General features: G+C 40.3%; 26 protein-coding genes. 7 read left to right on the top strand and 19 right to left on the bottom strand.

The genetic code is table 11. The features are described from left to right. Positions 1-322 precede the first annotated feature (322 nt). The 10 genes from ABRT01_RS05270 to ABRT01_RS05225 form a co-directional block, all read right to left on the bottom strand. Complete coding sequence (locus tag ABRT01_RS05270) at positions 323-1,996, bottom strand: sigma-54 interaction domain-containing protein (RefSeq protein ID WP_269410681.1); 1,674 nt, start codon at positions 1,994-1,996, stop codon at positions 323-325. Between the two features lie 380 nt (positions 1,997-2,376). After that, entirely contained in the window at positions 2,377-2,757 is a 381-nt protein-coding gene (locus ABRT01_RS05265; protein WP_367746471.1) for a permease, read from the bottom strand. Positions 2,758-2,772: 15 nt separating this feature from the next. Continuing rightward, entirely contained in the window at positions 2,773-2,982 is a 210-nt protein-coding gene (locus tag ABRT01_RS05260; RefSeq protein WP_269410683.1) for a helix-turn-helix transcriptional regulator, read from the bottom strand. A gap of 173 nt (positions 2,983-3,155) precedes the next feature. After that, the gene (locus ABRT01_RS05255) at positions 3,156-3,512 is read right to left on the bottom strand and encodes a Na+/H+ antiporter subunit G (RefSeq protein ID WP_367746470.1); all 357 of its coding nucleotides are present in this window, start codon (positions 3,510-3,512) and stop codon (positions 3,156-3,158) included. Continuing rightward, on the bottom strand, positions 3,490-3,774 hold the full coding sequence (locus ABRT01_RS05250) for a Na(+)/H(+) antiporter subunit F1 (RefSeq protein WP_269410685.1): 285 nt from the start codon (positions 3,772-3,774) through the stop codon (positions 3,490-3,492). Before ABRT01_RS05250 ends, ABRT01_RS05255 begins: the two co-directional genes overlap by 23 nt. Further along, positions 3,774-4,256 (bottom strand): Na+/H+ antiporter subunit E, encoded by a 483-nt coding sequence (locus tag ABRT01_RS05245; protein WP_269410686.1) that lies wholly within the window; start codon positions 4,254-4,256, stop codon positions 3,774-3,776. Before ABRT01_RS05245 ends, ABRT01_RS05250 begins: the two co-directional genes overlap by 1 nt. A gap of 25 nt (positions 4,257-4,281) precedes the next feature. Further along, a complete protein-coding gene (locus tag ABRT01_RS05240) occupies positions 4,282-5,760 on the bottom strand; it encodes a Na+/H+ antiporter subunit D (RefSeq protein WP_367746469.1) in 1,479 nt (492 codons plus the stop codon). Further along, positions 5,753-6,088, bottom strand: coding sequence for a Na(+)/H(+) antiporter subunit C (locus ABRT01_RS05235; RefSeq protein WP_367746468.1), 336 nt, complete (start codon positions 6,086-6,088; stop codon positions 5,753-5,755). Before ABRT01_RS05235 ends, ABRT01_RS05240 begins: the two co-directional genes overlap by 8 nt. A gap of 3 nt (positions 6,089-6,091) precedes the next feature. Next, complete coding sequence (locus ABRT01_RS05230; protein WP_269410689.1) at positions 6,092-6,514, bottom strand: Na(+)/H(+) antiporter subunit B; 423 nt, start codon at positions 6,512-6,514, stop codon at positions 6,092-6,094. Further along, positions 6,511-8,913 carry a Na+/H+ antiporter subunit A gene (locus ABRT01_RS05225; protein WP_367746467.1) on the bottom strand — a complete coding sequence of 801 codons (2,403 nt, stop codon included), beginning with the start codon at positions 8,911-8,913 and terminating at the stop codon, positions 6,511-6,513. Before ABRT01_RS05225 ends, ABRT01_RS05230 begins: the two co-directional genes overlap by 4 nt. 360 nt (positions 8,914-9,273) lie before the next feature. Between ABRT01_RS05225 and ABRT01_RS05220 the strand changes: the two genes are divergently transcribed. Further along, positions 9,274-9,948 (top strand): adenine nucleotide alpha hydrolase family protein, encoded by a 675-nt coding sequence (locus ABRT01_RS05220; RefSeq protein WP_269410690.1) that lies wholly within the window; start codon positions 9,274-9,276, stop codon positions 9,946-9,948. Between the two features lie 142 nt (positions 9,949-10,090). On the opposite strand, the gene ABRT01_RS05215 is transcribed toward ABRT01_RS05220, so the two are convergent. Continuing rightward, on the bottom strand, positions 10,091-11,113 hold the full coding sequence (locus tag ABRT01_RS05215) for a C45 family autoproteolytic acyltransferase/hydrolase (protein ID WP_367746466.1): 1,023 nt from the start codon (positions 11,111-11,113) through the stop codon (positions 10,091-10,093). Between the two features lie 431 nt (positions 11,114-11,544). Between ABRT01_RS05215 and ABRT01_RS05210 the strand changes: the two genes are divergently transcribed. Then, on the top strand, positions 11,545-12,606 hold the full coding sequence (locus tag ABRT01_RS05210; protein ID WP_367746465.1) for an NAD(P)/FAD-dependent oxidoreductase: 1,062 nt from the start codon (positions 11,545-11,547) through the stop codon (positions 12,604-12,606). A gap of 260 nt (positions 12,607-12,866) precedes the next feature. On the opposite strand, the gene ABRT01_RS05205 is transcribed toward ABRT01_RS05210, so the two are convergent. The 3 genes from ABRT01_RS05205 to metA all read right to left on the bottom strand — a co-directional run bounded on the left by ABRT01_RS05205 (position 12,867) and on the right by metA (position 14,936). Next, positions 12,867-13,574 carry a hypothetical protein gene (locus tag ABRT01_RS05205; protein ID WP_367746464.1) on the bottom strand — a complete coding sequence of 236 codons (708 nt, stop codon included), beginning with the start codon at positions 13,572-13,574 and terminating at the stop codon, positions 12,867-12,869. A gap of 253 nt (positions 13,575-13,827) precedes the next feature. Continuing rightward, positions 13,828-13,971, bottom strand: a complete 144-nt coding sequence (locus ABRT01_RS05200; protein ID WP_269410694.1) for a hypothetical protein — start codon at positions 13,969-13,971, stop codon at positions 13,828-13,830. A gap of 56 nt (positions 13,972-14,027) precedes the next feature. Continuing rightward, a complete protein-coding gene (metA, locus tag ABRT01_RS05195; RefSeq protein WP_269410695.1) occupies positions 14,028-14,936 on the bottom strand; it encodes a homoserine O-acetyltransferase MetA in 909 nt (302 codons plus the stop codon). Positions 14,937-15,191: 255 nt separating this feature from the next. On the opposite strand from metA, the gene ABRT01_RS05190 reads away from it, so the two are divergent. Further along, positions 15,192-16,442 carry a dicarboxylate/amino acid:cation symporter gene (locus ABRT01_RS05190; RefSeq protein WP_367746463.1) on the top strand — a complete coding sequence of 417 codons (1,251 nt, stop codon included), beginning with the start codon at positions 15,192-15,194 and terminating at the stop codon, positions 16,440-16,442. A 190-nt stretch (positions 16,443-16,632) separates the two neighbouring features. Here ABRT01_RS05190 and ABRT01_RS05185 read toward each other — a convergent pair whose 3' ends face one another. Continuing rightward, positions 16,633-18,075 (bottom strand): SpoVR family protein, encoded by a 1,443-nt coding sequence (locus ABRT01_RS05185; RefSeq protein WP_367746462.1) that lies wholly within the window; start codon positions 18,073-18,075, stop codon positions 16,633-16,635. A gap of 141 nt (positions 18,076-18,216) precedes the next feature. Between ABRT01_RS05185 and ymzB the strand changes: the two genes are divergently transcribed. Beyond that, a complete protein-coding gene (gene ymzB / locus ABRT01_RS05180) occupies positions 18,217-18,570 on the top strand; it encodes a protein YmzB (protein WP_367746461.1) in 354 nt (117 codons plus the stop codon). A 58-nt stretch (positions 18,571-18,628) separates the two neighbouring features. Here the strand turns inward: ymzB and yhbH are convergent, their stop codons facing one another. Next, positions 18,629-19,789: a sporulation protein YhbH gene (gene yhbH, locus ABRT01_RS05175; protein ID WP_269410698.1), complete on the bottom strand. Its 1,161-nt coding sequence runs from the start codon at positions 19,787-19,789 to the stop codon at positions 18,629-18,631. A 252-nt stretch (positions 19,790-20,041) separates the two neighbouring features. Next, positions 20,042-21,937 carry a PrkA family serine protein kinase gene (locus tag ABRT01_RS05170; protein WP_269410699.1) on the bottom strand — a complete coding sequence of 632 codons (1,896 nt, stop codon included), beginning with the start codon at positions 21,935-21,937 and terminating at the stop codon, positions 20,042-20,044. 258 nt (positions 21,938-22,195) lie between these two features. On the opposite strand from ABRT01_RS05170, the gene yedE reads away from it, so the two are divergent. Together yedE and yedF are read left to right on the top strand one after the other, a co-directional pair. Next, positions 22,196-23,404 carry a selenium metabolism membrane protein YedE/FdhT gene (gene yedE / locus ABRT01_RS05165; RefSeq protein WP_367746460.1) on the top strand — a complete coding sequence of 403 codons (1,209 nt, stop codon included), beginning with the start codon at positions 22,196-22,198 and terminating at the stop codon, positions 23,402-23,404. After that, positions 23,394-23,621 (top strand): sulfurtransferase-like selenium metabolism protein YedF, encoded by a 228-nt coding sequence (yedF, locus tag ABRT01_RS05160; RefSeq protein WP_367746459.1) that lies wholly within the window; start codon positions 23,394-23,396, stop codon positions 23,619-23,621. Before yedE ends, yedF begins: the two co-directional genes overlap by 11 nt. A gap of 99 nt (positions 23,622-23,720) precedes the next feature. Here yedF and ABRT01_RS05155 read toward each other — a convergent pair whose 3' ends face one another. Both ABRT01_RS05155 and ABRT01_RS05150 read right to left on the bottom strand, forming a co-directional pair. Next, positions 23,721-24,344 carry a helix-turn-helix domain-containing protein gene (locus ABRT01_RS05155; protein WP_269410702.1) on the bottom strand — a complete coding sequence of 208 codons (624 nt, stop codon included), beginning with the start codon at positions 24,342-24,344 and terminating at the stop codon, positions 23,721-23,723. A gap of 375 nt (positions 24,345-24,719) precedes the next feature. Beyond that, complete coding sequence (locus ABRT01_RS05150) at positions 24,720-25,625, bottom strand: hydroxymethylglutaryl-CoA lyase (protein ID WP_367746457.1); 906 nt, start codon at positions 25,623-25,625, stop codon at positions 24,720-24,722. 331 nt (positions 25,626-25,956) lie between these two features. Here ABRT01_RS05150 and ABRT01_RS05145 point away from each other — a divergent pair, with 331 nt between their 5' ends. Continuing rightward, complete coding sequence (locus ABRT01_RS05145; RefSeq protein WP_367746455.1) at positions 25,957-26,271, top strand: magnetosome magnetite crystal formation protein family; 315 nt, start codon at positions 25,957-25,959, stop codon at positions 26,269-26,271. The last annotated feature ends 167 nt before the right edge of the window (positions 26,272-26,438 follow it).

The following is a 26,438-nucleotide window of genomic DNA, read 5'->3' as shown; positions in this document are numbered from 1 at the left end:
CATTTGGGAATGCAACTACAATGCCAACTTTTAATCTTTATCCAAAAAATAGTCAAAATCCGTAATACACACGCATTTATTGTTAATCCTATTTTCCATTGTTTATATGTAGCATTCAAAAACAATACAAAATTGAATCATTCTTATGTAAAAGTCAGTTTTCATCGATTCATTTTTAAATCAATGATTCATTTATGTATTAAAAGTCGGTTTTCTTTTTCGCAGCAATTCCTTTTACTAGACTCATCACAAAATAAAAATGCAACGGTATGAAATAATGGTACATAACGTTGCACTTGATTTAATAAAAGAACTTATTAACCTATTTTATCTTTAAGTTATATTTATTCAGTTTTCTAACGACTGTCGGTTGGCTTATTTCCAATGCCTTCGCAATTTCGTAACTGCTTTTATACTTTTCAACTGCATGTGATAATACCTTTTTTTCGGTTGTTTCTACTGCATACCTTAAAGGAACAGTTGAATCCATTTTTACATTAGTTGCGTCATCATATTCTGAGGGGAGATTATCTATATCGATAACTTCATCAGGCGTCGTAACAACCAGCCTTTCGATCAGATTAGAGAGCTCCCTTATATTACCAGGCCAATGATACGAATAAAAAAAGTCCTTCAGCTCATAACCTAATTGCTTTGTCATCCCATATTTCTCGTTTGTCTGCATTAAAAACAATTGGGCCAAAGATAAAATATCATCTTTCCTCTCTTTTAATGACGGTAAGGTAAACGGAATAACATTTAATCTATAGTATAAATCCTCCCGAAAATCTCCTTGTTTAACCTTTTCCAATAAATTTTGGTTAGTAGCCGCTATGATTCTTACATCTACTTTTTTCGGATTCGTTCCTCCGATTTTTTGAATGTCACCTTCTTGAATCACACGTAATAGTTTCACCTGTAATGCTAAAGGTAATTCACCAATCTCATCAAGAAATAGCATGCCTTTATCCGCAATTTCAAACATCCCGGGTTTCCCTTTTTGATTTGCTCCGGTGAATGCACCTTTTTCATAGCCAAATAATTCAGATTCCAATAAATCGGGAGGAATGGCCCCACAATTTATTTTAATGAAATCTCCTCCTTTTGAGCGAATGCTATGGTTAAATATATATTGTGCCAAAACATCTTTTCCCACTCCTGTCTCTCCTAAAATTAAAACAGTTGCATCAATGTTTGCCACTCTCTCCGCTGTTTCGAAAATTCGCTTCATTTGCCTACTATCTACAATTAACCCATCCGGTTGATCCGGTTTATTTTTTAATCGATTTATTTCTTGTTTGTATTTATCATTTAATTCATTTACTTTACTTAACTCAGCTTGCAGTTCATTCAGGTCGGACAGGTCTCTAATATTCGTTACAACTTTATCAACAGTGCCTTTTTCATTAAATACAGGGGTCCCTGTTATTAAAGTTTCCTTACCTGCGTAATTTTTTTGAACAACCGAAATCGTTCGCCCTTCCTTCACTACTACATGTGTGACGGAGTTTTCCAGTATTCCCCTTTTGATAAGTGCGTCTACATTTTTTCCGATATAATATTCTTTTGGGATACTGGTAATCCTTTCAATTGCCGAATTCGTCTTCAGCGTTACACCATCACGATCTGTAATATAAATACCATCATATGAATTTTCGATAATGGCATCTAATTCACGATTGACATCTTTCAATTCTTTGTTTTCGTCTTCCAGTTTAGACAGTGCAGATGTGTCCAACCCGAACCATAACATATTCTTCGTACCGGGTATCGGATTACGAATAAAAATAAAGGTTTTCTTACCGGATGACGCTGAAAAAATCTGGGTATGATCGTATACCTCTTCTAAGGTGAAAATTTCTTGGATATTCTCCCCAGCATTTATATCATTCTCTAAGCTAGTACCCATCGTTCGGTTATAGGAAACAATCTGATTATCTTCATTCACAATAATAGCTGGAACCGGAATGCGTTCTATTATATCCGCATGAAGCATGATCTCACCCCCGTGTCAGGTACAACACGATTCTGAACTTATATACCTGATACCATCTTATTTCTGCAACAGTTTCATGTAGTATGTTAAGTATTACATGGTTATGAATATTTGTAAATATATCTCCATGCTAAATACAAATACTATTCGGTATTTTTATTTGACACATTTAACGGCGATTCCTTTTTCAGTAGTCTCTAGCAAAGCAGGTTGAAAATGAATCGCTTCCGATCAAAGGATAACTTACATGCCCTCATCACAAAAGAGGGGTTCAGCAAACAGACAGGAAGAAATGACTCCTGAAGATTGTTTCTAAGCACTGCCCTATATAAGACAAAATTCGAAAAGTGACAGGCACTCACGAAAACAGGCACCACAAATCAATTTCTTCTTGCCAAAATAACCATTGTGCCAAACACCGTAATAATCATCAACGCTGCCAAAATATTCAGCACATCCATTGAAGTTAATGGTAAAATGTCAAACTGAATGATACCTGAAAGGACGATATAATAAACAACAAACGCAATGGCTGAATAAGTTAACGCTTTATACCGAATAAATTTCATCCGTTCATCTTTTTGCTTAAACTGCGGATACAGATAACTCATTGAAAACGACATGACGGCTAGCGCAAACAGCATATAGGTTTGCTGTAACGTGACCTGTCCAATTATGCTAACCACTAGCATAAATACAGCCATGCAAACAAACACACATCCTAAAACAATAAAACTCAATTGTGTGTTATCTTTACGCATACAGAACCCCCCTTATTATTTTTTATAATCCTTTTCCTCCAAAAAGAAAATACTTTCCACATTCGTCTGAAACGTCTTCGCAATAATCATCGCCAATGGGAGGGAAGGATTGTATTTCCCCTTTTCAATAGAAATAATGGTTTGCCGTGAAACACCTAGCGCTTCCGCCAAACCTTCCTGTGAATAACCGAATTTACGTCTATATACTGTCATGTTATTTTTCAATGCGTTCACCCTTCTTTTTTCCATGGTAACGTACAGGTTCTTTTACGTCAAGGTACCTTTACATGGCTTTTTAAAAAAACTACACTTGTTTCAAAGTGCAGTAATACACGTTTTTATTCATCGCTCTCCATAATAACACTTTCGACAAAATTCGGGAAGTGACAGACTCCATGCTATTTCTCTTTTCTCCGTAACACATCCTTCAATTCATCCTCAATCGTAATATCACTCCTTTTCACACCAGAGCGATACGCTGCCCGGATAATCAGATGACCGGCAACCGGAGCCGTTGTAAACACGAACAGAATACCAAGCAACAATCGTACACTAAATGATTCACTTGCCCAAAAATAAAGGAAGACCCCTGATAACGTCAGGAATACCGCTAAAGCAGAGCTTTTTGTTGCGGCATGTGAACGGGTATACACATCGGGAAAACGAATGAGGCCAATTGCACTAATGACACTGATGACACTGCCAATCAATATCAAAAGTGCCGCAATAAATTCAACTATTCCGCTTACGTTCAATGACCACACCCCTTTCGATATACTTCGAAAAGACAACCGTACTAATAAAAGCGAGAATACCAAGAATAAGAATTACATCCAAAAAGGTGGTTGTCCCAATAATAACCGAAATAATCCCAATGGCAGAAAGCAAAAGGAAACCGATCATATCCAGGGCAATGACCCGATCAGGCAAACTTGGCCCAAAAATAATGCGGAAAAGTGCTATGGCAATCGCAACACCGAACAATACCAGTGCAGTAAACAACATCATTTTAATCATTACCGTGTCACCCCTTTAATCGCCTTCTCAAATTTAGCCAATGATTGTAATAACATATCTTTTGAGTGTTCGACATCCATCCCGTGAATATAAAACGCATTCCCTTCAGGTGTAACTTCCATGACCACTGAACCAGGGGTTAACGTTAATAACATCGCTAGTAAAGAAACTTCCCACTCACTTTCCAAATCAGTTTCATATCTAAAAATGCCTGGTTTAATCGTTAATTTCGGACGTAAAATATGTTTTATTACAAAAAGGCTCGAACTGATTAATTCAGAAATAAAAATGAGGATCAATTTTATTAAGGCAAAAAACCTGCCCAAGTAAAACCGCTCACCAAAAAATCGGTGCATGAGAAACAAAATGGCAATACCAACGATATATCCTTCAAAGAATGTAATAAATCGTAAATGTTCCTCATCCTGAAACAACATCCATAACAGAGCAATCGCCATATTTAACAGAAATTGGGCTGGCAATGAACAGCCACCTCCTTATGATTGCTTAATCATTTAGTACCGCATCGATATATTTGTCTGGATTTAATAGTGTGTTCGCTGCTTCACTTACATATGTTGCAATCGATTCTGCTCCCAGTCCTAATCCAATAGTTGTAATTGTCAGGATAGCACACGGAATAAGCCATCCCTTTTTCGTGGTAATCATTTCTTCCTCATCAATAATTGTCTCTCCCCAAAAACAACTGAGAAACACGCGTAAAAGGGAATAGAGCACGAGAATACTGGAACCAAAGGCAAGTGCAAGTAATAGATAAGAACCTGATTCAATCGCTCCTTGTCCCACCAAAACTTTTCCAATAAAACCACTGAAAGGCGGAATACCTGCCATTGACAACATGACGATGAAAAACATCCAGCCCAATAATGGATAATTCCTAATCAGACCGCTTATTTGATCCATTCTGGCGGTTTTCGTTAAGGTAATCATGACCCCTGCAAGCAAGAACAATAATGCCTTCACAATCATGTCATGGATTAAATAGTAGATCGACCCTTCCATGGCTTCCGGTGTTGCAACCGCAAGACCAATTAAAATAAATCCAACCGAAATAATCACATTATAAACGACAATTTGCCGGATATCCCGATAAGCAACAGCTCCAATACTACCGCCAATTAATGTTAACCCGGCCAAAACCCCAATAATCGTATGGGTAAACACTGGTTGGTGATAAAATACGAGTGTAAACATACGGAACATTGCATAGATCCCGACCTTGGTCAATAGGGCACCGAACAGAGCAGCAATAGCAATCGGTGGAGCCGCATATGAACCTGGTAACCAGAAATATAACAGCAGGCCAGCCTTTAGGGCAAATACCGTTAAAAACACAATACTTATCACGGTTATCAGTGGTGGCTGTCCCGATTCAGCAATCCGCTGTGATAACTGGGCAAGATTCAACGTTCCTACCATACCGTATAAATAGGCAATCCCAACAATAAACAGCCAGGAAGAGACTACGTTGATCACCACATATTTTATCGCTTCTTTTAATTGCACCTTTCTTCCACCTAAAGCCAGCAAAACATACGAGGAAAGGAGCATGACTTCAAAGCAGACATACAGGTTAAACAGATCTCCGGTTAAAAACGATCCATTAACCCCTGCCACCAATAAATTAACGAACGAATAAAAGAACATCTTTTCATGACTGCGATCCATTGATGAAAAGGCAAAAAGCAAACAGATCGCTGTTACAATACTGGTTGTCATCACGAGTAGAACAGAAAAAGAATCAGCAACAAAAGAAATTCCAAATGGCGGCTTCCATCCGCCAAAGTCAAGTCTTAGTATTCCTTCTGTATGTATTTCATGTAACAAATAGATGCTTAAACCTAAATTGACCACCATGACGGCAAAGCTAACCCATCGTTGTAATGGGATATTCGAGCGAAAGAAAATCAGCAGGATACCAACTAATACAGGGAGGGCCAACGGAAGTACGAGTATATTATTCATCAGTAAACCCTCTCCATTCATACAAATCATCCGTTTTTGTTTCCTGATAGATACGGTAAGCCAATACGAGCGATATCGCAGTAACCGCAAAGCCAATCACAATCGATGTTAGTATCAGTGCCTGTGGTAGTGGATCCACGTGGTTATTTCCTTCACCGATAATAGGAACACTGCCTCTTTTTAGTCCGCCCATCGTCATAATTAATAAATGTGCGGCATGTGAAAGAATCGCTGTACCCAAAATAGTCCGAATCATACTCTTTGATAAAATCAAATAGGTAGCAGTAGTAACCAATACACCGGCGAGGATGGTTATTAATGTTTCCAATGCTTACACGTCCCTACTAATACTTAAAATAATGGATACGACAACGCCAACCACAGTAAGTGCGACGCCTGCTTCAAAGATGGTAACTGTCGTCAGATGCGTCTCCCCAAATATAGGAAGATTGAAATGTCCAAACGTTTGGGTTAAAAACGGCTCGCCAAAAATAATCGCGCCAAATCCGGTAGCAACTGCTATAAATGCCCCAAGTGCCGCAACCCGTTTAAAGTCAACAGGAATACCCTTTTTAATCGTGGCAATATCCTCAACAATAAACAGCAATACAAAAGCGGAAGCCAGAACAAGGCCGCCAATAAATCCTCCCCCGGGACTGTCGTGACCGGAGAAGAACAGATACACAGCCAATGTCAGAATGATAAACACAACAATTTTGATGACCGTTCTTAGGATTACATTATTGGTCTTCAACCCCGTTCATCCTCCTTTTTCGCTTTCAGCTTTGTAAAGGTATAAACGCCGATACCCGCGATCAGGAGCACGACAACCTCGAGCATCGTATCAAACGCCCGGAAATCACCCAGGATCGTATTCACAATGTTTTTTCCACCTGCCAATTCCTCAGCGTTTTCGTAAAATCCAGAGATGGTCGCAAATAATTTACCGTTCTGCACAGCAAGGGCAATAACTGTAAATATTACGCCGACACAAATTGAAATCAGCAAGTTAACGCTCTTGGATATCGATCGTCCTCTTTCCCTTCTCCATTCCGGCAAGAAATAATACGCCACAAGAAATAATACGGTGGTTACCGTTTCAATTATGGTTTGCGTCAACGCCAAATCCGGTGCCCGAAAGATGACAAATAACACTGCAATTCCATAGCCAAGTGCACTGTTTAACAAAATAGCCGTCAAGCGGGAGTTGGCAAAGATGATGGCAATACCAGCCGCCATCATCACCATCGCAATAATCCATTCAAACAGACTCACCGGACTGTTCCCAGAGATTTCAAATAGAAACGCCTTCGTATAAATGAGTATACCGCCCGCAGCAATAATAAGAAACAGATAAATATAGACCAAATAATCCCGTAAATAACCTGTCATATAAAAGTTTGTCATACTATTTGCCTTTTTGCCCAATTGATCAAGGATGACATCATATAATGCATTAAACGATAAATTATCCGGAAATAATTTATAAATTCCTTTCCAGTAACGGGAAAACTTGTACAAAATAATCCCTAAAGCAATAATCCCAAACGTCATCAATAATTCCGTATTGAACCCGTGAAAGGCAGCGATTGGAACCGTTAATTCACTTGGTGGAACAGATGGGTAAATGCTACTCATCGCCGGTGTTAAGATATACTTCCCAAGCACATTTGGGAAAAAGAAGATACCAACCACCAGCAGTGCAAGAACTCCAGGAGCAAGTAACATGCCAATCGTTGCTTCATGACCATGATGCTCCAACTTTTCCACTTGATAGGGACCAAAAAATGTTTTGAACACAATAATCATACAATAGACAAACGTAAAAACACTGCCTGTCCAAGCGATAGTCGGAAATAAGATTCCCCAGGTTTCCAATGAGAAAACATCAAATTGACTAATCTTCAATGCTGCCGTGAAAAACATTTCTTTACTCAAAAAACCATTAAAAGGCGGCAAACCAGCCATCGAAAAACTGCCAATGCATGTGATCGTAAATGTCACTGGCATGATCTTCAACAATCCGCCAAGTTTGCGGATATCACGTGTCCCAACCCGATGGTCAATGATCCCAACCACCATGAATAGAGCACCCTTAAATGTCGAGTGGTTAACCAAATGGAACAGGGCAGCAAAACTTGCTTGTGTATATATGGCTGTTTCCGCGGAGTAGCCCATGTATAATGCTACAGAACCAATCCCAAACATGCTCATAATCATACCAAGTTGACTCACGGTCGAATAGGCAAGCAAGGCTTTTAGATCCGTTTGCCGGACTGCATGAAACGAGCCCCAAAACATCGTAAACAATCCAATCCCGCCAACCAGCCAAAACCACGTACCTTCCCCGCCAAAAATTGGTGTAAAGCGGGCAACTAAATAAATCCCGGCCTTTACCATGGTTGCCGAGTGTAAATAGGCGCTCACTGGTGTGGGAGCCTCCATCGCATCCGGAAGCCAAATATGAAACGGGAATTGTGCCGATTTTGTAAATGCACCTAACAAGATCAACAGCATCGCCGGTACAAATAAACCCTGATCCGTATATTGACTAATCCCGGAGATAATCTCACGGATACTAAATGTTCCCGACATCACATATAACATGAGAAAACCAGCAAGCATGGACATGCCACCTGATACGGTGATTAGCATTGATTTCTGAGCACCTTGCCGTGATTTTTTTCGCTGGTTCCAAAAAGCAATTAACAAAAAAGATGAAATACTGGTTAATTCCCAGAAGACATATAACACCATCAAGTTGTCAGAAAACACAACACCGAGCATGCTCGCCATAAACAAAAGCAAATATGTATAAAAATGCTTTAAGGATTCATCAGTTGACAGGTAGTATATCGAATAAAGGGTTACAAGTGCACCTATACCAGTTATCAGCAAACCAAATAACATACTAAGCCCATCAAGATAGAATGTTAGATGGATGTCAAAGGATGGAATCCACTTCATTGAGGTGAAATATGTATGTCCATCAGCCAACGATGGCAAGTATCTGATCAGGAGAACAAATAAGGATGCAGGCACAAGAAAAACAAACCAGCCGATGTGCATGAATTGAGCATTACGCTTACGTCGAACCTGAATAAGTAGGACAGCTATAATTAGGACGAGTATGATTGAAAAGACAAATAGCAAGATAAATCTAACCCTCCATTTAATAATTCAACATCTTACATTTTGGATAAGAACTTTGATACAAAAATGAATGTCAAGGTTGTACAATAGGTGAATTAACATGTCAAATAATAGTCGTTATATCCCAACCAACAACGCTTGACTTAAAGGGGAGCAAACGAGATAATAGGGTCTATTCGATACAATAACATGGTTATTTCCTAATTAACCATGTTGCTATATTTATTATACACTAATTTAGGTCTTCATTCACTTTATAGCTTTTATATTTTCTTTAAAAAGGGTTCTCATATGGTATGGAACATGTTACGATAATACGGTTTTTAAAAGTTGAACCATAAAATGAGGTGAGATTGCGGCATGAAAAAGATAAAAGGTCGTATGGATGAGAGCATTCTGGTGTGTGTATATTATGGTCCCAATGGTGAGCGATTGATTCGGCGCGGTCAGAAATTAGCCGAAATCATGGATTGTCCATTATATGTCTTAACCGTTGATCAGCTTCCTTATGATGAATTCGATGCTGAAAAATCCAGCTACATTGAACACTGGAAAGAACTCTGTGATGAACTGGATGTTGAGGAATTTATTATTCGGGATAACGAAAAGCGTTCATCCGTCAAAGCAATCGCCGAGGTCTGCCACAATTATAATATTACGCAAATTATCATCGGACAAAGCCCACAAAAACGTTGGGAGGAAATCACAAAAGGCTCGTTTGTTAATGTGCTATTGCGCGCTATGACATTTATCGATATCCATATTGTTTCCATTGACCGGAGATTGAAAAGTAATGTGGATACATCATTTGAAAAAGGGGTACGCGGTTTTTTACGAAAGGATCAGGATGCCTATCGCCTTAGTTTCAAACGTTCAAAACTAAACCTTTATGAAGGGATTTTCTATAAAGAAACCGGCACCGACTTTAATAACGGGATATTTAAATTTATAAACAATGAAGGTAAAATCTGCCAAGTCCACATCACCGACGACATTGTCACCGGCAAAATGAACGAACCCCCAAACGTTAAATAACAACAGGGGGTTCTGTTCCACCCAAAAAATAGGAATTGCTGATATATTTATGTTTGAAAGCAATACCGCTGTTTAAATAATTTATTTGTGCTGCATGGATATATGAAGATCAAAAGATAACGATCCTTTAATTTCATTATCTTCATCCGCTAAAATCAAATACACCATTGATTACATTGGGTAATTCAATATCACCAACCACCCAGCCCTTAAGCGAAAACTCGAACGGCTCACAATCCCCACCAATGCCAACAGTCACGCTTAAATTCATTGGATCATAAACCACCGTATGCATTGTACCAAAATACTCCTGATAATCTTTAAAAAAGAAAGGCGATTCCTCTTCATTGAAAAGCTGGTACGCCAATAACGGGGTCAGCTTCTGCTTTGGTAAATATTCCAGATGGTTTAGACGGGTTTTTGATTGGGATATCTCCGGTCTATTGTTTTCCCTTAATACATCCATCTCAAAATGATTGGTGCACATGACTTGATTTTGGGAACGTACAACTTGATGATTCGGACTTGCTTCGATAACTACAGATTCTCCACTTCTATCCATAATGGAATAGTTATAACAGTACCCATGTGGAATATTTTGAAGTAAATGGACTGCGTCTTGTATCGTTGCACATTGATCCAATATCATCCGTACAATGGTTGTTCCTAAAAAGCCAGTACGATGATGTCGTTCATTTACTAGGTGCAATCCCACAATTAGCCCTTTTTCATTCATTCCATCGAGTCTGCCAATCATTTGCTGACTGAATCCCACACTAGCATAGCCATCATCCGGATTGCAGAACACGAATCTGGCATCATACAATTCGGGGCTAAAATCATAGTTGCGAACATAGAAAGTTTCACTTGCGAAGGCCGTACAACCCATTTGTGGAAATGTAACATCAAAACCGCTAAACATCCTTATGGCCATATCCTCTTTCATTCCTAACCCCGCTGCTACTCCCTTCAATTCCTCCAGCAAAAATGGCATATACTCCATCAATCGGGACTTTGTTTCATTCACATCACAATGTTTAGTCATCTCTTGAGTAAATTCAATCCGCTCATCCCGCTTCCAATCCTGCCCTTGTTTAAACCCAACTTGTTCATATGTTCCTTTTAATGCAACAACATCAACTGCCAGATCCATTTTGTCACCCATGTCATGCTCCTTTGCGTTTTCATTTTCCTAACCTTCACATTCTAAATCTACTAGTTGCACAATGAATTTGCAACCGCTTTATAACTAGAAGTTTCGCTCTATTCCAACGTCTGTTTTTTGCCGATAATCCCTAGTCTTTCCGCGCTGCATTTGTTATCCTTTAGATGGAAAACAAAACACTTATAGTGCGTGTTCAAAAAGGAGGATAAAAAGGACCGAGAAGTTCTAGGCGGCGTAGCTTTGAGCACCGGAGTGTACATAAAAGGTACATGAGGAGCGGAAAAGCAAGCCAACGAGCTTCTTCAAAGGTAGGCCGACTAAAAACGGGCTTGCGCTCAGGCGTCGGCATACCCCTTTTGCAGGGCCATGTCATTTTTACCGGCCTTTTTGAACATCCTCTTATATTATTGGGATAGAGATGGGGTTATGGTATGAAAAGATTGGTTATACTAGGTGGCGGCTATGGAGGGGTTAGAGTCATCGCAGGTTTACTGAATCACCAACTATCGGAGGATATTGCCATTACGGTTGTGGATAGAAATCCATATCAATCGCTAAAAACAGAATTTTACTCAATCGCAGCTGGCACTTCTGCTGACAAAGATGTACGGGTAAACTTCCCAGAGGATAAACGAGTAAACTATATATTTGGTGAAATTACAGCAATTAACACAGAGGATCGGGAAATTATATTAGAAGGAAGAACTGAACGTGTCGAGTATGATTATTTAGTGGTAGCACTCGGCTGTGAAGACATCTACCACGGGATTGAAGGAGCACAGGAATATACACATAGTGTTCAGACCTTCCAGCAAGCTAGACGGACCTGGGCAGCAGTCGGAAATCTTAAGGCGTATGGCAAAGTCGCCATCGTTGGGGCAGGATTAAGTGGTATTGAAGTTGCTGCCGAAATCAGGGAAAGTCGTCCCGATCTAAACATTCGGCTACTTGACCGCGGGGCTTCCGTGTTAAAGGCATTCAATCCAAAAGTCCAGGAATATGTGGAATCATGGTTTATTGAAAATCAGGTAGAGGTACTGCATCACGCCAATGTGGAATATGTGGAAAAAGATGGCGTTTGCAATAATGGCATCTGTTTTGTTAATGATGTCACCATTTGGACTGCTGGTGTGCAGCCACATCATTTAGCCAGGGCATTACCATTCCAAAAGGATCAACAGGGGAAAATTATCGTCAATGATTACTATCAAGTACCGGAAAACAAGCATATTTATGTTGTTGGAGACTGTGCTTCATCATTTCATTCGCCGAGTGGACAGTTGGCTATGCAGCAAGGTGATCAGATTGCGGAAGTTTTATTGGCGGTGCTTCATGATAAACAACCAAAAAAACCGAAAGCAATCAAACTAAAAGGTACACTCGGATCCCTTGGCAAGTCAGATGGGTTTGGAAATATGTTCCAGCAACCATTTACCGGACTTGTTCCACGCATTGCCAAATCCGGTGTTTTATGGCTTAGTAAGCGACATTAATTCATGATCAGAGCCTTCTAAAACGGGTAAACGGGACATGAAATCCATATAGAAAATCGATCGGGTCGCTTACAATATCGAGCGAATTGATCATAAAATCGATCGAGTCAGATCTAAATTTGATCGAGACAACCAAAAACTCGATCGGACTTTGCCTAAACTCGAATAAAAAAGTCACAAATTCAATCGAACACTATCAACCAATGGGGGGGAGAAGCAGGGTGAGACGAGTGATCAGCCTCACCTTGTCCCGCTACCGTTTATCCTTGTCCAAATGGGAAAAGTTTCAGCTTTTTTGCTTCATCTGCGTGATTATTAATGATTTCGTTCAATAATTGTTGTGGGCTTTTTCCCTTAGTGTCCATACCAAGTTTCTCCGCCGATTGCATGATCTTCTTTTCCTGGATCTCTTTAGCCAGATTGTAATAATCCTTGCCTTCTGTATCGATTCCTAGCTTGTCTGCTTCTTTGTTAATATAATGCTCAAATATAGCTTGTTTGATGGATTCCGTATCTTTTCCCTTGGTTGTAATTCCGAGTTTCTCCGCTTTTTTCTTTAATTTAGCTTCATAAACTTCCTTTTCCAGCGTTTTTGGTTCCTTACCTTCTGTTTCAATACCAAGTTTCTCGGCCATTTGTTTGACCTTTTTGTGATGTACCTCTGCAGCGAGCTTATCGATATCTTTATTTTTTGATTCAATGCCCAACTCGTCAGCGGCACGTCGGATTTCAGTCTCGTAAACCTCTCTAGCCAGATCTTCTGCATTTTTTCCTTCTGTATCAATACCCAGCTCCTTGGCACGGTGTTTAATTAATCCTTCGTTATGATGAATATCATAATTGTGGTGGTCGAGTTCGGGTTGGACGACAGATTCCTTCTCACTTGATGGAGCAGCAGCGGCAGGGACCTGAACGGAAATAATCAAACCCAATGCAACGGCCAATGCGGTCAAAAACCGTTTATACATTGTCATCTTCCTCCTGTCTTTAGGTTATGTCTTAGCATTTCCACATTCAATCAAGACATGTACACTTATTATAATCACCTTTAAGAGTGGAAAAAAATAAGGAGATAGCAGTGTACTTAAAAACTGCTATCTCCTTATAAACTGGCGCTGGTTGGAATCGCTGATAAACGATACGAAACACCGTACAGTAATTGTGATTCGCCGTATAAGCGGTCAAAGTCGCTGTATATTGAAATATTGCTAAAACGCTTGATTAGTCTTCTTTATTGATATACTCGTTTAGTTCCTCGCCGCCCTGGCTATTGTGATTTTTAAATTGGGCTTTTCGTCCATTACGATGCTCGCCATGATTCGTATTTTCCTTAAACATGTTATTTTTCTTTTCCTTATTGACCATGCCATATTACCTCCTTTTCCACCTATTGTTTGAAAAGCGAGAGGCTTTATACATGCTTAATCCCACAGATATGGCGTTTGCTGGTATACATAGTAATTCAGCCAATTGGAAAAAAGCAGATGAGTGTGTGACCGCCATGTATTTTGTGGTCGTTTATCTGCATTGTCGTTTGGAAAGTAGTTCTTTGGCAAATCTGTATCCAGTCCTCTGTCAAGATCACGCGTATATTCTTCAGCAAGGGTGCTTGATTCATATTCCAAATGACCGGTAATCATAATATGTTTCCTGTCTTGAGACATAATAATAAACGCCTCCGCTTCATCGGAATAGGAAAGAAGGTTTAGATCCGGATGATTTTCAATTTCTTTCATTGGTACCGATGTATATCTTGAGTGTGGCGCATTAAATACATCACCGAATCCCCGGACAAGCTCAACAGTCCGATCCGTGATTTGATGCTGAAACACACCGAACAACTTTTTTGGCAGAGCGTACTTCCCGATCCCATAATGATAATATAATGCCGCTTGTGCCCCCCAGCAAATATGTAAGCAAGAGGTTACATTCGTCTTTGTCCATTCCATGATTTGTGTCAGTTCTTGCCAATAACCCACATCTTCAAATTCCAAATGTTCAATTGGCGCCCCGGTAATAATCATGCCATCAAAGCGGCGATTTTTGATTTGGTCAAACGTCAAATAGAATGTGTCCAAATGCGATTTGCTAACATGCTTTGCTTCATGGCTTGCCATTCTTAAAAAATTTATATTTACCTGTAATGGTGTATTCCCCAATAAACGGAGAAGCTGCAATTCCGTTCGTTCTTTTTCCGGCATTAAGTTTAAAATAACAATATTTAGTGGGCGAATGTCTTGTGTTCTTGCCCGATCCTCATCCATTACAAATATCTTCTCCATTTTTAATGCCTCGGTTGCCGGCAGCTCTTTTGGTATGTTAATTGGCAATTGACATCTCCTCCTTTATGTAATGAAATATTGTATCTATTATAAGGTTAGGAAAATTTTTAAGCAATAGAATGGGCAGATTAATTCCTTTTTTATGTTTTTGCCGATCCTGAAATACAGGCAATGTTTTTGACAGATTTATGTCTGTCCTGTATTGTCGGGATAACCTAGCAAATTAGTAGGAATATTAGTTTATAATATATAGTAAATGTAACGTGGAACTTTGGGTAATCCTATTGATAAGGTGGTCATCGTATGAAAGCAATCTGGAAAGGTTATATCCATGCGTCACTTATATTGAAAATCACCATCGCACTCATTCTCGGCGTTATCGTGGGGTTAATATTCGGTAAGGATGCTGCAGTACTTGAACCATTTGGTGATTTATTGCTTCATTTACTCAAATTCCTTATTATTCCCCTCATTCTATTTACCTTGATCGTTGGGGTAAACCAAACTAGTATTACGAACCTGGGACGAATGGGCGGAAAGGTATTTCTGTATTATGTACTTACTTCAGCGTTGGCAATCGTTGTCGGCATCGCGGTTGCCAGCATCTTTAGCCCAGGCGCGGGGATGACATTGGATACGAAAGAAGGTTTTGAGGTGCCGGAAAATCCCGGGATCATCCACGTTCTACTAAGTATTGTCCCGGAAAATATTGTGACAGCCTTTAGTGAGCTTAATCTGTTGGGGATTATTTTCACCGCCCTTGTCTTTGGGATTGCCATATCTTCCTTACGAGCTTCTGAACAATATCATGAACTTGGCGAACAAGTTTATACGGTCATTAATGGCTTAAACGAAGCGACATTATCGATTATGAAAGTGATTCTGCAGTATGTGCCAATCGGGGTATTTGCGATTATGGCCAAAACAGTTGGCAACCAGGGCGCAGACACATTATTGTCCCTGGGTAATATGGTCCTGGTACTCTATATTGCGCTAATTGTGCATATTGGTGTTTACATTCTGTTTATGTTTGTGACAAAAGTTCCATTGAAACCATTTTTTCGTGAGGCACGCACCCCAATGGTTACTGCATTTGTCACGCAAAGCAGTTCTGGTGTGTTACCATTGACTTTAAATGCTGCTAAAAATATGGGACTTTCCAGAAGCTTATATGGATTTAGTTTGCCACTTGGAGCAACCATTAATATGGACGGTGCTGCGATTCGCATTGCCGTTTCTGCCGTATTTGCGGCCAATATTATTGGGGATCCACTAAGTTTTACCGATATGCTACAAGTGGTCTTGGTGGGAACACTCGCCTCGATTGGAACGGCAGGAGTACCGGGAGCTGGAATCATTATGATTGCAACCGTTTTTGCACAGTTGGGATTACCAATGGAAGCTGTTGGATTACTGACAGCCATTGATGCACTAGTCGGTATGGGATGTACCGCCATAAATGTAACCGGTGATCTGGTTGGCACGGCAATTATCGACAAGTCAGAGAAGAAGCGGGAAAATCCTGATACAGTAGAAAACAGCTATTCTCACTAATAATTTGGGATCGGTTGGATCGGATTGTATTCTGGTCAATTCAGTCTGTATTTCTGATTGGGGCAGGCAGCGGCATTCATTATGTTGTACAACATCCTCTATGCCTGTTCCTGTGATTAAATAGTTCAATTAGTAAGGCCGCTATTTCAGTAAAAAGAAATAGCGGCCTTGTTCATGGGATTAGTCCCCTTTATTTAAACCGTCGATTCACCTTATTTCCGTCATAGGAATAGACAACGGCTTTATCCTCCACCACTGTTTCCAGATATACAGATCGTCCCCAGAGCTGGTAAATATACGGTAGAACGTGTTCCAAATAATGCAAATCAAGCTCAATTCCTTCATACCGGTGCATTAAATAAAGATACCCATTACGCAGATAATCTCCATCCACTACCTCAATATAAGGAAATCCACCATTTACCCGCTGCTGGATAAGTTGATCACGTACCTGTTCATAATCTTTATCCGTCACTCGATAGTCAGCGCCTTGTTTCTCAAATAAATACATATCTTCTCGCTGAACGAGTTCCTTGGTTAAATAGTTGCGAATAAAGGATGTATCGGATTCAATTTCCCTGACTTCAAAAATTTTCTCCCGGCCGGAATTAGGTTCAACGCCCATTTGTTTCATTTTATCTGTTGGGTTATTATAGCGCTCTTCAATATCCTCAAACATTTTTACCCCAAGATAATATGGATTGATCTGTGTCTTTGACGGCTGGACAACCCCGGCATTTAACGTAGCAAATTCAACGGTTTCATCAGATGTCAGATCCATTTCCCGCAAAATCCGCTGGTGCCAAAATGATGCCCAGCCTTCATTCATGATTTTTGTCTCCAGCTGCGGCCAAAAATAAAGCATTTCCTCCCGCATCATGGTTAGGACATCTCGTTGCCAATCCTCCAGCTCCCGGCTATACTCCTCGATAAATAATAATAGGTCCTTTTCCGGCTGAGGGGGGAAATTCTTCTTTTTTGTTTCTTCTTCGGGCTTTTGCTCCATCATGGTTTCATCGATTTCCCACAAATCATCATATGCTGATCTTGCTTTTCGTTTTTCCGGCTCTTTATCTTCCTCCACCCCAAACGATGGTAGTTTTGATCTGACAAGTGATGGGTCAATATGTTCCTGAATGGATAATACCGCATCCAAAAACGCCTCCACCTCTTTCTTACCATGGATCATTTCATAATTGGCAATCCGTTCTGCGGTGGCTGTCATGCTCTCCACCATATCTCTTCTGGTATTGGAAAACCGGGCATTATTTTTGAAGAAGTCACAGTGGGCAAGAACATGAGCAACAATGAGTTTATTTTGAACCAGACTGTTGGTATCAAGCAAAAAAGCATAGCATGGGTCGGAATTAATCACAAGTTCATAAATTTGACTCAGGCCCAGGTCATAATGCAATTTCATCTTATAAAATTGTTTCCCAAAGCTCCAATGACTGAACCGGGTTGGCATTCCATAGGCGCCAAATGTATAGATAATATCAGCAGGGCAAATTTCGTAACGCATCGGGTAAAAATCAAGGCCAAACCCGGTTGCAATTTCTGTAATTTCGTCAATTGCCCGATCAAGTTCCTTCAACTCCGTCAACGAGCATCCCTCCAAATAAGCTTTATACATTCTATGATCCCCATGGATGATGATGAACCTCTTATTGATGATCTGCCTGTTATTAATCCAGCATGTTTTCCCTATGCAACAGCTTACAAGTGTGTATGATTTTGCCTGGTGTGGGTAACTTAATACCATGGAGGAATAGTGATGACCGAACAGAACTTATCAATTGAAGCGTTTAACGAACAATTACAGCAATGGACAGGAAAAACAATAAAGATCTCCAAGCAGGAACTATTAGACGATGATGCAACGATTATGGATTTACAACAAGTCACCTACGAAACGAACACACAACGGATTGATGATTACCAGCCGATGCATACACTGCAATTAAACGGAACTGGTCACATTGAAAACGAAGCACATGATATGCAGCCATTGCCTTCTTCACAATATGAAATTCCGCTTGAAGATTCGTCCCGATATCAATTCGATGGATCACGATTTTCATTGACAACAGACAGAGGGACATACACCATTGAAAAATTGTATGAATAAGGAATCTGCCAGGCACTTGTTCGGATAATTTCCATCGTACCTGGCAGCTTGCCAAAACCTATACAGGTGCTGTTTCTTTTTTGAAGAAACACTTCATCGCATGGTAGACATCGCGTTTTTCTTTCAAAATATAATGCCTGAACTTCTTACCTTCAATATTGCGATACGCCCGCATTAGTGTCGACGGACGATTATAACTGTTCACTTCCCCGTAACCAAACATACTTGATTTTTCCATTAGTTCGTTAACAAGCTTGATACAGGTTGGATTATCTGACGTAATATTCTCCCCATCGGAAAAATGAAATGGATAAATATTATAACGTGATGGGCTATATTGCTGTTCAATTAGTTCCAGTGCCTTATAGTAAGCCGATGAACAAATGGTTCCGCCACTTTCTCCTTTTGTAAAAAATGCTTCCTCAGATACAACCTTTGCCTCTGTATGATGGGCAATAAAGGCAATTTCTACCGATTCATACTTGGTTCGTAAAAAGCGGGTCATCCAGAAAAAGAAGCTTCTTGCTATATATTTTTCGAATGTGCCCATTGATGCACTCGTATCCATCATTGCGAGTACAACCGCTTTTGATTCTGGCTTGATGACATCATCCCATGTCTTAAACCGCAGATCGTCATTATAGATTGGCGTAATTCCCGGATGTCCTTCTGTTGCATTTCGCTTTAATGCTGTTAAAATGGTACGTTTCTTATCAATGTTTCCCATTAAACCTTTTTTACGGATATCGTTAAATTCAATATCCTCTGTAACAATTTCAGCCTGTTCCTTTTCTTCCAAATTTGGTAATTCCAATTCTTTAAACAGCGCTGATTCAATTTCTTCCAATGATACTTCTGCTTCATAATAATCACTTCCTGGCTGATTACCCGCTTGTTTGCCCTGGCCGGCACCTTTACCTTTGCCACTTGGATCACGGGCAACTACATCACCAACCTGACTATCGCCATCTCCCTGGCCGACATGCTTTGATTTATTGTAATTATAGCGGATTTTGTATTCATCCAATGAACGAATTGGTATCTTAATGATATCCCGTCCGTTTGACATGATAATACTTTCTTCACTGACTAAGTCCGGTAAATTATTTTTTATTGCTTCTTTCACCTTATCCATATGACGCTGCTGATCCTGTTGACCTTTACGATGGAGGGACCAGTTTTCTTTGGAGACGACATAATTTTCGTTACCTTCCTGCATAACATACCCTCCTGATTATTTATATTTATTCAGTCCAGAATACCCTTGGTGTGAAATATACCTTGTTCCCTATATTCTATGCAACCCTAGCCAAGTTATTGCGTACTATTTTCAGAAAACATATACACCCAGGTAGAAAACTCCATCCCTATTATGTAAGAAGCAAGACTAATAGGCTTATTAGTCTTGCTACCGTAAAGTGAAAATTTCACTCAGCACGGGTAGTGCAGCCCGTTCGTGCGTGATAACTTCTTAACGGTTAAGCAGGCTGCCGACGTATCTTAATAGTTCATTTGCAGAGGTAGAATTATAACCATATTCATCAATCAGCCTAGCTGTGACTTCGTTAATCTTTTTAAGTTGTGATTCATCCGGCGTTTTCGATGTCGTTGTGATTTTGACGACATCCTTCAAATCAGCAAATAATTTCTTCTGAATGGCTTCCCGCAGACGTTCATGTGAATTATAATCAAACCGTTTACCTTTTCTGGCATAAGCGGAAATGCGAATCAGAATTTCCTCTCTAAAGGCTTTTTTGGCATTTTCCGAGATACCAATTTGTTCCTCAATCGACCGCATGAGCTTCTCATCCGGGTTCATCTCTTCACCGGTAAGCGGGTCACGCAGTTTATTTTTATTACAAAATGCCTCAACATTATCGAGATAGTTATCCATTAATGTTTTCGCAGATTCTTCATAGGAATACACAAATGCCTTTTGTACCTCTTTCTTGGCAATTTCATCGTATTCCCGTCTGGCTACTGCAATAAAATTCATATATTGATCTTTGTTTTCATCTGAAATGGATGCATGCTGATCAAGCCCATCTTTCAGGGAACGAAGAACGTCAAGTGCATTAATCGATGGGGTTTCCTTACGAATAATAGTTGATGATATCCGGTTAATCACATAGCGCGGATCAATACCATCCATCCCTTCATCAGGAAATTCTTTGCGTAATTCATCTACATCCAATTGATTAAATCCTTCTATATTCTCGCCATCGTACAGACGCATTTTTTTAACACGATCGATACCTTGCTTTTTCGAGTCTTGCAACCTTGTCAAAACGGAAAAGATCGCTGCAACTCTTAGTGCATGTGGAGCGATATGGACATTTTGCATATCACTCTCTCTAATCATTTTTTCATAAATCCGCTCTTCCTGGCTTACTCTTAAGTTATAAGGAATAGGCATGACAATAATCCGTGAATGCAGGGCCTCGTTTTTCTTATTGGAAATAAAGGAACGGTATTCCGCTTCGTTGGTGTGTGCCACAATTAGCTCATCCGCACTGATCAAGGCAAATCTTCCTGCCTTAAAGTTGCCCTCCTGTGTTAAGGAAAGCAAATGCCATAAAAACTTCTCATCACACTTCAACATCTCCTGAAATTCCATCATGCCGCGATTTGCCTTGTTCAACTCACCATCAAATCGGTATGCACGCGGATCGGATTCGGATCCATATTCGGCAATAGTGGAAAAGTCAATACTACCTGTCAGATCAGCAATATCTTGTGATTTAGGATCAGATGGGCTAAATGTGCCAACCCCAACCCGTTTATCCTCGGAAAAGAAAATCCGTTCAACCATGACATCCTCTATCCGGTCATCATACTCCTTTTCCAGCCGCATCGTATTCAATGGCGAGAGACTGCCTTCGATCCGTACACCATACTTATCATAGAATTCCTCCCGCAAATGCTTGGGAATCAAGTGGAGTGGATCTTCATGCATTGGGCAGCCCTTAATGGCATAAACTGCTCCTTCATCAGTTCGCGAGTAGGCTTCAAGACCCCGCTTTAACATGGTAACAATCGTTGACTTCCCACCACTAACTGGCCCCATTAATAATAAAATCCGTTTGCGCACATCTAGTCGTTTAGCTGCGGGATGAAAATACTCCTCGACCAGTCGTTCTATCGCTTCTTCCAGCCCAAAGATCTCCTCACCAAAAAAGTGATACATCTTTTTGCCATCTCTTTCCGTCACTCCGGAACTTTTAATCATATTATAAACACGTGAATGAGCGGTTTGGGCAACTTCAGGATGCCGTCGTACAATTTCCAGGTATTCCGCAAATGTACCTTCCCACTTCAGCTGTTCTTCCTCTTCTCGATAACGCTTCACTTTATCTAGTATATCCATTTTGTTACCTCCATTCAGGGCAAGGTTTATATAGCCTATGCAAAAGAGGAAAGGGAGATGACGAAATCCGATATCCCGCCTGTCAGAATTGCAACATTTCAAGGTAATGGTTGCGATACGATGAAAATATACTAAAATAAAGAAGGGTCACTATCATCATATACATTGATACAAGAATGTTCTGAGGGTTTTTGGCTGGTATTCTTTTTTATTAAATACTATGGTACAATTCACGTAATTATTAAGGAGATAAGATTGATGAAACGAGCAATTCACACATTATTTACAAATTATTGGAACCCCTATGTAGCGTTGATCCTGGCGGGGATCCTCAGCGCGTTATATTTTGGTATAACCAAAGGGGTATGGGCGGTTACCGGTGAATTTACCCGATTGGGCGGACATATTTTGCAGTTGCTCGGGATTGACATATCTGACTGGGATTATTTTTCCCTTGTGCACATGCAGGGGACAACATTTTCCCGGACAGATGGATGGATTGTCTGGGGGATGTTTATTGGCGCTTTAATCATGGTTCTTTACAGCAATAATTTTAAACTGCGAATCCCCAGGCAAAAGCGCCGATTGGTTCAGGGGCTTATTGGCGGGATCATTGCTGGTTTTGGTGCCCGCCTTGCGATGGGATGTAACCTTGCTGCATTTTTTACGGGTATGCCGCAATTCTCTTTTCACTCATGGATTTTTATTGTAGCAACCGCACTTGGTACGTACCTTGGAACAAAAATAACCAAAACATCATGGTGGAAGGGAAAACCAAAATTGAAAAAAGGCGGTTCCAATCCTTCACCAGTAAAAAATCAAACCATTCAGCCTTATATTGGTGGTGTTATTACACTGGCATATGTAGCACTGATTGTTTATTTCTTTATCACTGGGAAAACGATGCTTGGAGTAGCCGCACTATTTGGCGCATTGTTTGGTATATTAATAGAGCGTGGACAAATTTGTTTCACTTCTGCATTCAGGGATTTATGGTTAAGCGGCCGAGGTCTGATGGCAAAAGCGATTATTGCGGGGATGGCAATTAGCTCGATTATTACGCTGATCATCATCCTTGTTTATGGCATTCAGCCCATCACGCAAGTAGCTGCACCAAGCACATTCGTTGGTGGTGTATTGTTTGGCTTGGGGATTGTCCTGGCAAGCAGTTGTGAAACAGGTATGATGTATCGGCTGATGGAGGGGCAGATACTCTACTTAACTGTATTTGTTGGCAATCTCATTGGTGTAACTGCACTCGCTTATGCCTGGGATCACCTTGGCGTATATCAATTCCTCGTTGCAAGCGGGAAACCTATCAATCTCATTCATATATTGGGAGCACCAGGGGCAATGATTGCTACCCTCATTTTGCTTGGCATCTGTTTTGCTATAATAGCTTATTTGCAAAGGCACTACCAATTCAACACCGGTTTAAAGAAAGGAGTTAAAAAACATGTCAGCTGATTACACGTTGGATTTGCGCGGAGAGTCCTGCCCATATCCAGTTATTTACACAATGGAAACACTGCAAAAGATGCATGACGGAGAATTGCTGCAAGTGATTACCGACTGTCCTTCCTCATTCCGAAATATACCTGAAGAGATCCAGAAACATGGCTACCAATTTGCCAAAGAACCAGTAAAAAATGGACCAGAATACTTGTTTTATATTATTGCTTAAAAAAAGAACTAAAAACAGACCTTCGCTTGATGGTCTGTTTTTAGTTGAAACACAATTTCCTAAGCAGCAAGAAATGTCCAACTCCGGTGACTTTGCTCCTTATGTACCGCTATCAATAAAAATCGTTAACACTTTCGCCCCATCATTATCTACCGGGACAAATAAATGCGGTTTTACCCCCTTGAAATAAGAGGTGTCCCCTTGCTCCATAAAATGCTTTTCGCCATCATAAAGCAAGTTTATCGATCCCTCCAAAATATAAATAAACTCATCTTGGGAATGGGTATATGGTTCATGTCTCTGATTGGTATCCTTTGGTGTTACATGCACGATTGTTGGCTCAATATTCGAAAATCGTGAACGTGCCAGCAGTTCATACGTGTAGCCCATACTTTCGTCGCCAACACTGAATTCCCGCTTTGATTTCGGCAGCAGAACAAGATCCGTTTCTGGATGGCCATCAAGTACCCAGGAAAGTGGAACATCCAATGCCTCACTAATTTTTGATAACGTTGCGACAGCGGATGCCGTTTGTCCATTTTCGATTTTGGATAATAAACTTTTAGAAATCCCGCACTGGTCGGCGACTTGCTGTTGCGTATTCCGACTGCGTAATCGTGCTTGCTTAATTTTTGTCCCGATATGTTGCAGGTTGATGATGATTCGCTCCCTTCCATTCGCTCCGATACAGAAGATGTTCAAAAAGTCCGGTAAAAATGACATGCCCCTGCAAAAGGGGTATGCCGACGTGGGCGCAAAGCCCGTTTTTAGTCGGCCTTCATTTGAAGAACTCGTTGGCTTGCTTTTCCGCTCCTCATGTACCTTCTATGTACACTCCGGTGCTCAAAGCTACGCCGCCTAGAACTTCTCGGTCCTTTTTATCCTCCTTTTTGAAGCACCCATACAGGTGTATTTATCATAGAATACTAACCTTATGTCGTCAAGATTAGAGGTTGGTAAGCCTAAGTATGAGCTGTTAATGTTGACTAAGAATCCCCAGTTCTGAAATCTTACAAGCCAAGAAAGGCCATCAGTCACCGGCTCACAAGTGACAGGATGGCTTTATTCATCACCTTTTTGTGTTATATGATCAGCCTTTCAAGCCTGACTGGCAGCGTAAGTTAATGACTTGCTTGGCAGTGCTTTTCCCAATTTGTTCTGGATATAAAAGGCGGCTTCCTGAAGTTTCTTCTCATCGACTCCTGTATCTATTCCCAGACCATGCAACAGATAAAGCACATCATTTGTCGCTACATTGCCGGCAGCTCCTGGAGCATATGGACAACCACCCAACCCGCCAATCGAACTGTCGAATCTGGTAATCCCGTATTCTAGTGATCTGGTAATATTAGCAATCGCCATTCCTCTCGTATCATGATAATGCATGATGATTTTGTCCTGTGGATATCGCCGCAATACCGTTTCCAGCAGCTGATCCACCTGGGATGGGACAGCGGTACCGATTGTATCCCCAAGTGAAATATCATCTACACCAAATTCGAATAATTTATCACAAACACGAATCACCTGCTCCGGAGTGATCTTGCCTTCAAATGGACAATCAAACACCGTTGAAACATAACCGGTTACATGTTTATGTTCCTGTTTTGCCTCTTTAATCACTTCTGCCAACACCGGGTACGTTTTTGCAATGGACTTATTAATATTTTTCTTATTATGGGTCTCGCTTGCCGACATAAATACGGATGCACCATCAATTCCGGCTTCCAATGCGAGCTCCAGTCCTTTCATATTGGGAACGAGAGCGGAATAACGGACATTTGGGTTACGATTTATTTTCAGACCAACTTCATACGCATCCGCTAGTTGCGGAACCCACTTCGGATGAACAAACGATGAATACTCAATTTCCTTCACCCCGGTTTCCGACAACATGTTGATCCAATTTATCTTGTCAGCAGTTGAGACAGGTTTCTTTTCATTTTGTAAACCGTCACGTGGTCCAACCTCTTTAATCTGTACACGACTTGGCCAATAAACCATTATTGTCCCTCCCTTTTAATTTGGAGTTATCCTTTACAATTGAATCCGCTTACACGAGAAATAGAAGATCTCTTTAATACATTATTCAAAACAGGGGTAATGCGATCATGAAATGAAACATTTGCCCAATTATATTCAATACAGTTTATCTATATTCAACCTTGTTGAGTTAAGTATATAATAAAAATTCTAAAAATGTCAACTGACTGGTGTGATAGGTGACCGCAAAAGGTGTAAAGGAAGTGCTATTTGGGATAAATTATCGAGGTTGCGAAATACTATGCATGGTTTTATTCAAAAATTGGTACCGTTTTTGAAAGGAGAAAGTAAGATGAATACGGAAAACAAAATTTTGTCATCCTTAAATTACTTTAGCATCTTTTTTGCCCCGTTTTTGTTTCCGCTTATCGTTTATTTTGTAACAAAGGATGGACGTGTCAAATACCATGCCCGACGTGCTTTGCTATCTCATATCATTCCGATCATCGTCATTGTTTTAGCCATTATTTTGGGTGTTATTTTTGGCATGTACAATTCTACGGGGCTTGCAACAGGGACGATTCTGATTGGCTATTTGATAGCAGGGATTTTATACATTGTTTACCTGGTTTGGAATGTCGTACAGGGAATAAAAATTTTTGGCTGAATGAATAAATCAGCCAAAATTACGTGGCATTTACCCAATTTGCACGTTATCCATTGGCAAACATATAGTGTAGAGGGATTTATCATGCATGAACCGGCAGTAAGACACCTTCTTATCTTGCAAGTAACATTGAAGATAAGGTGGTGCATCACGAGAACAGGTGGGAG

It is taken from the genome of Lentibacillus sp. L22 (genome assembly GCF_040812445.1).
In the GTDB taxonomy this organism is placed as follows: Bacteria; Bacillota; Bacilli; order Bacillales; family Amphibacillaceae; genus Lentibacillus_C; species Lentibacillus_C daqui.
The sequence above is the reverse complement of the archived record's forward strand: the minus strand, read 5'-3'. Positions and strand labels throughout refer to the sequence as shown.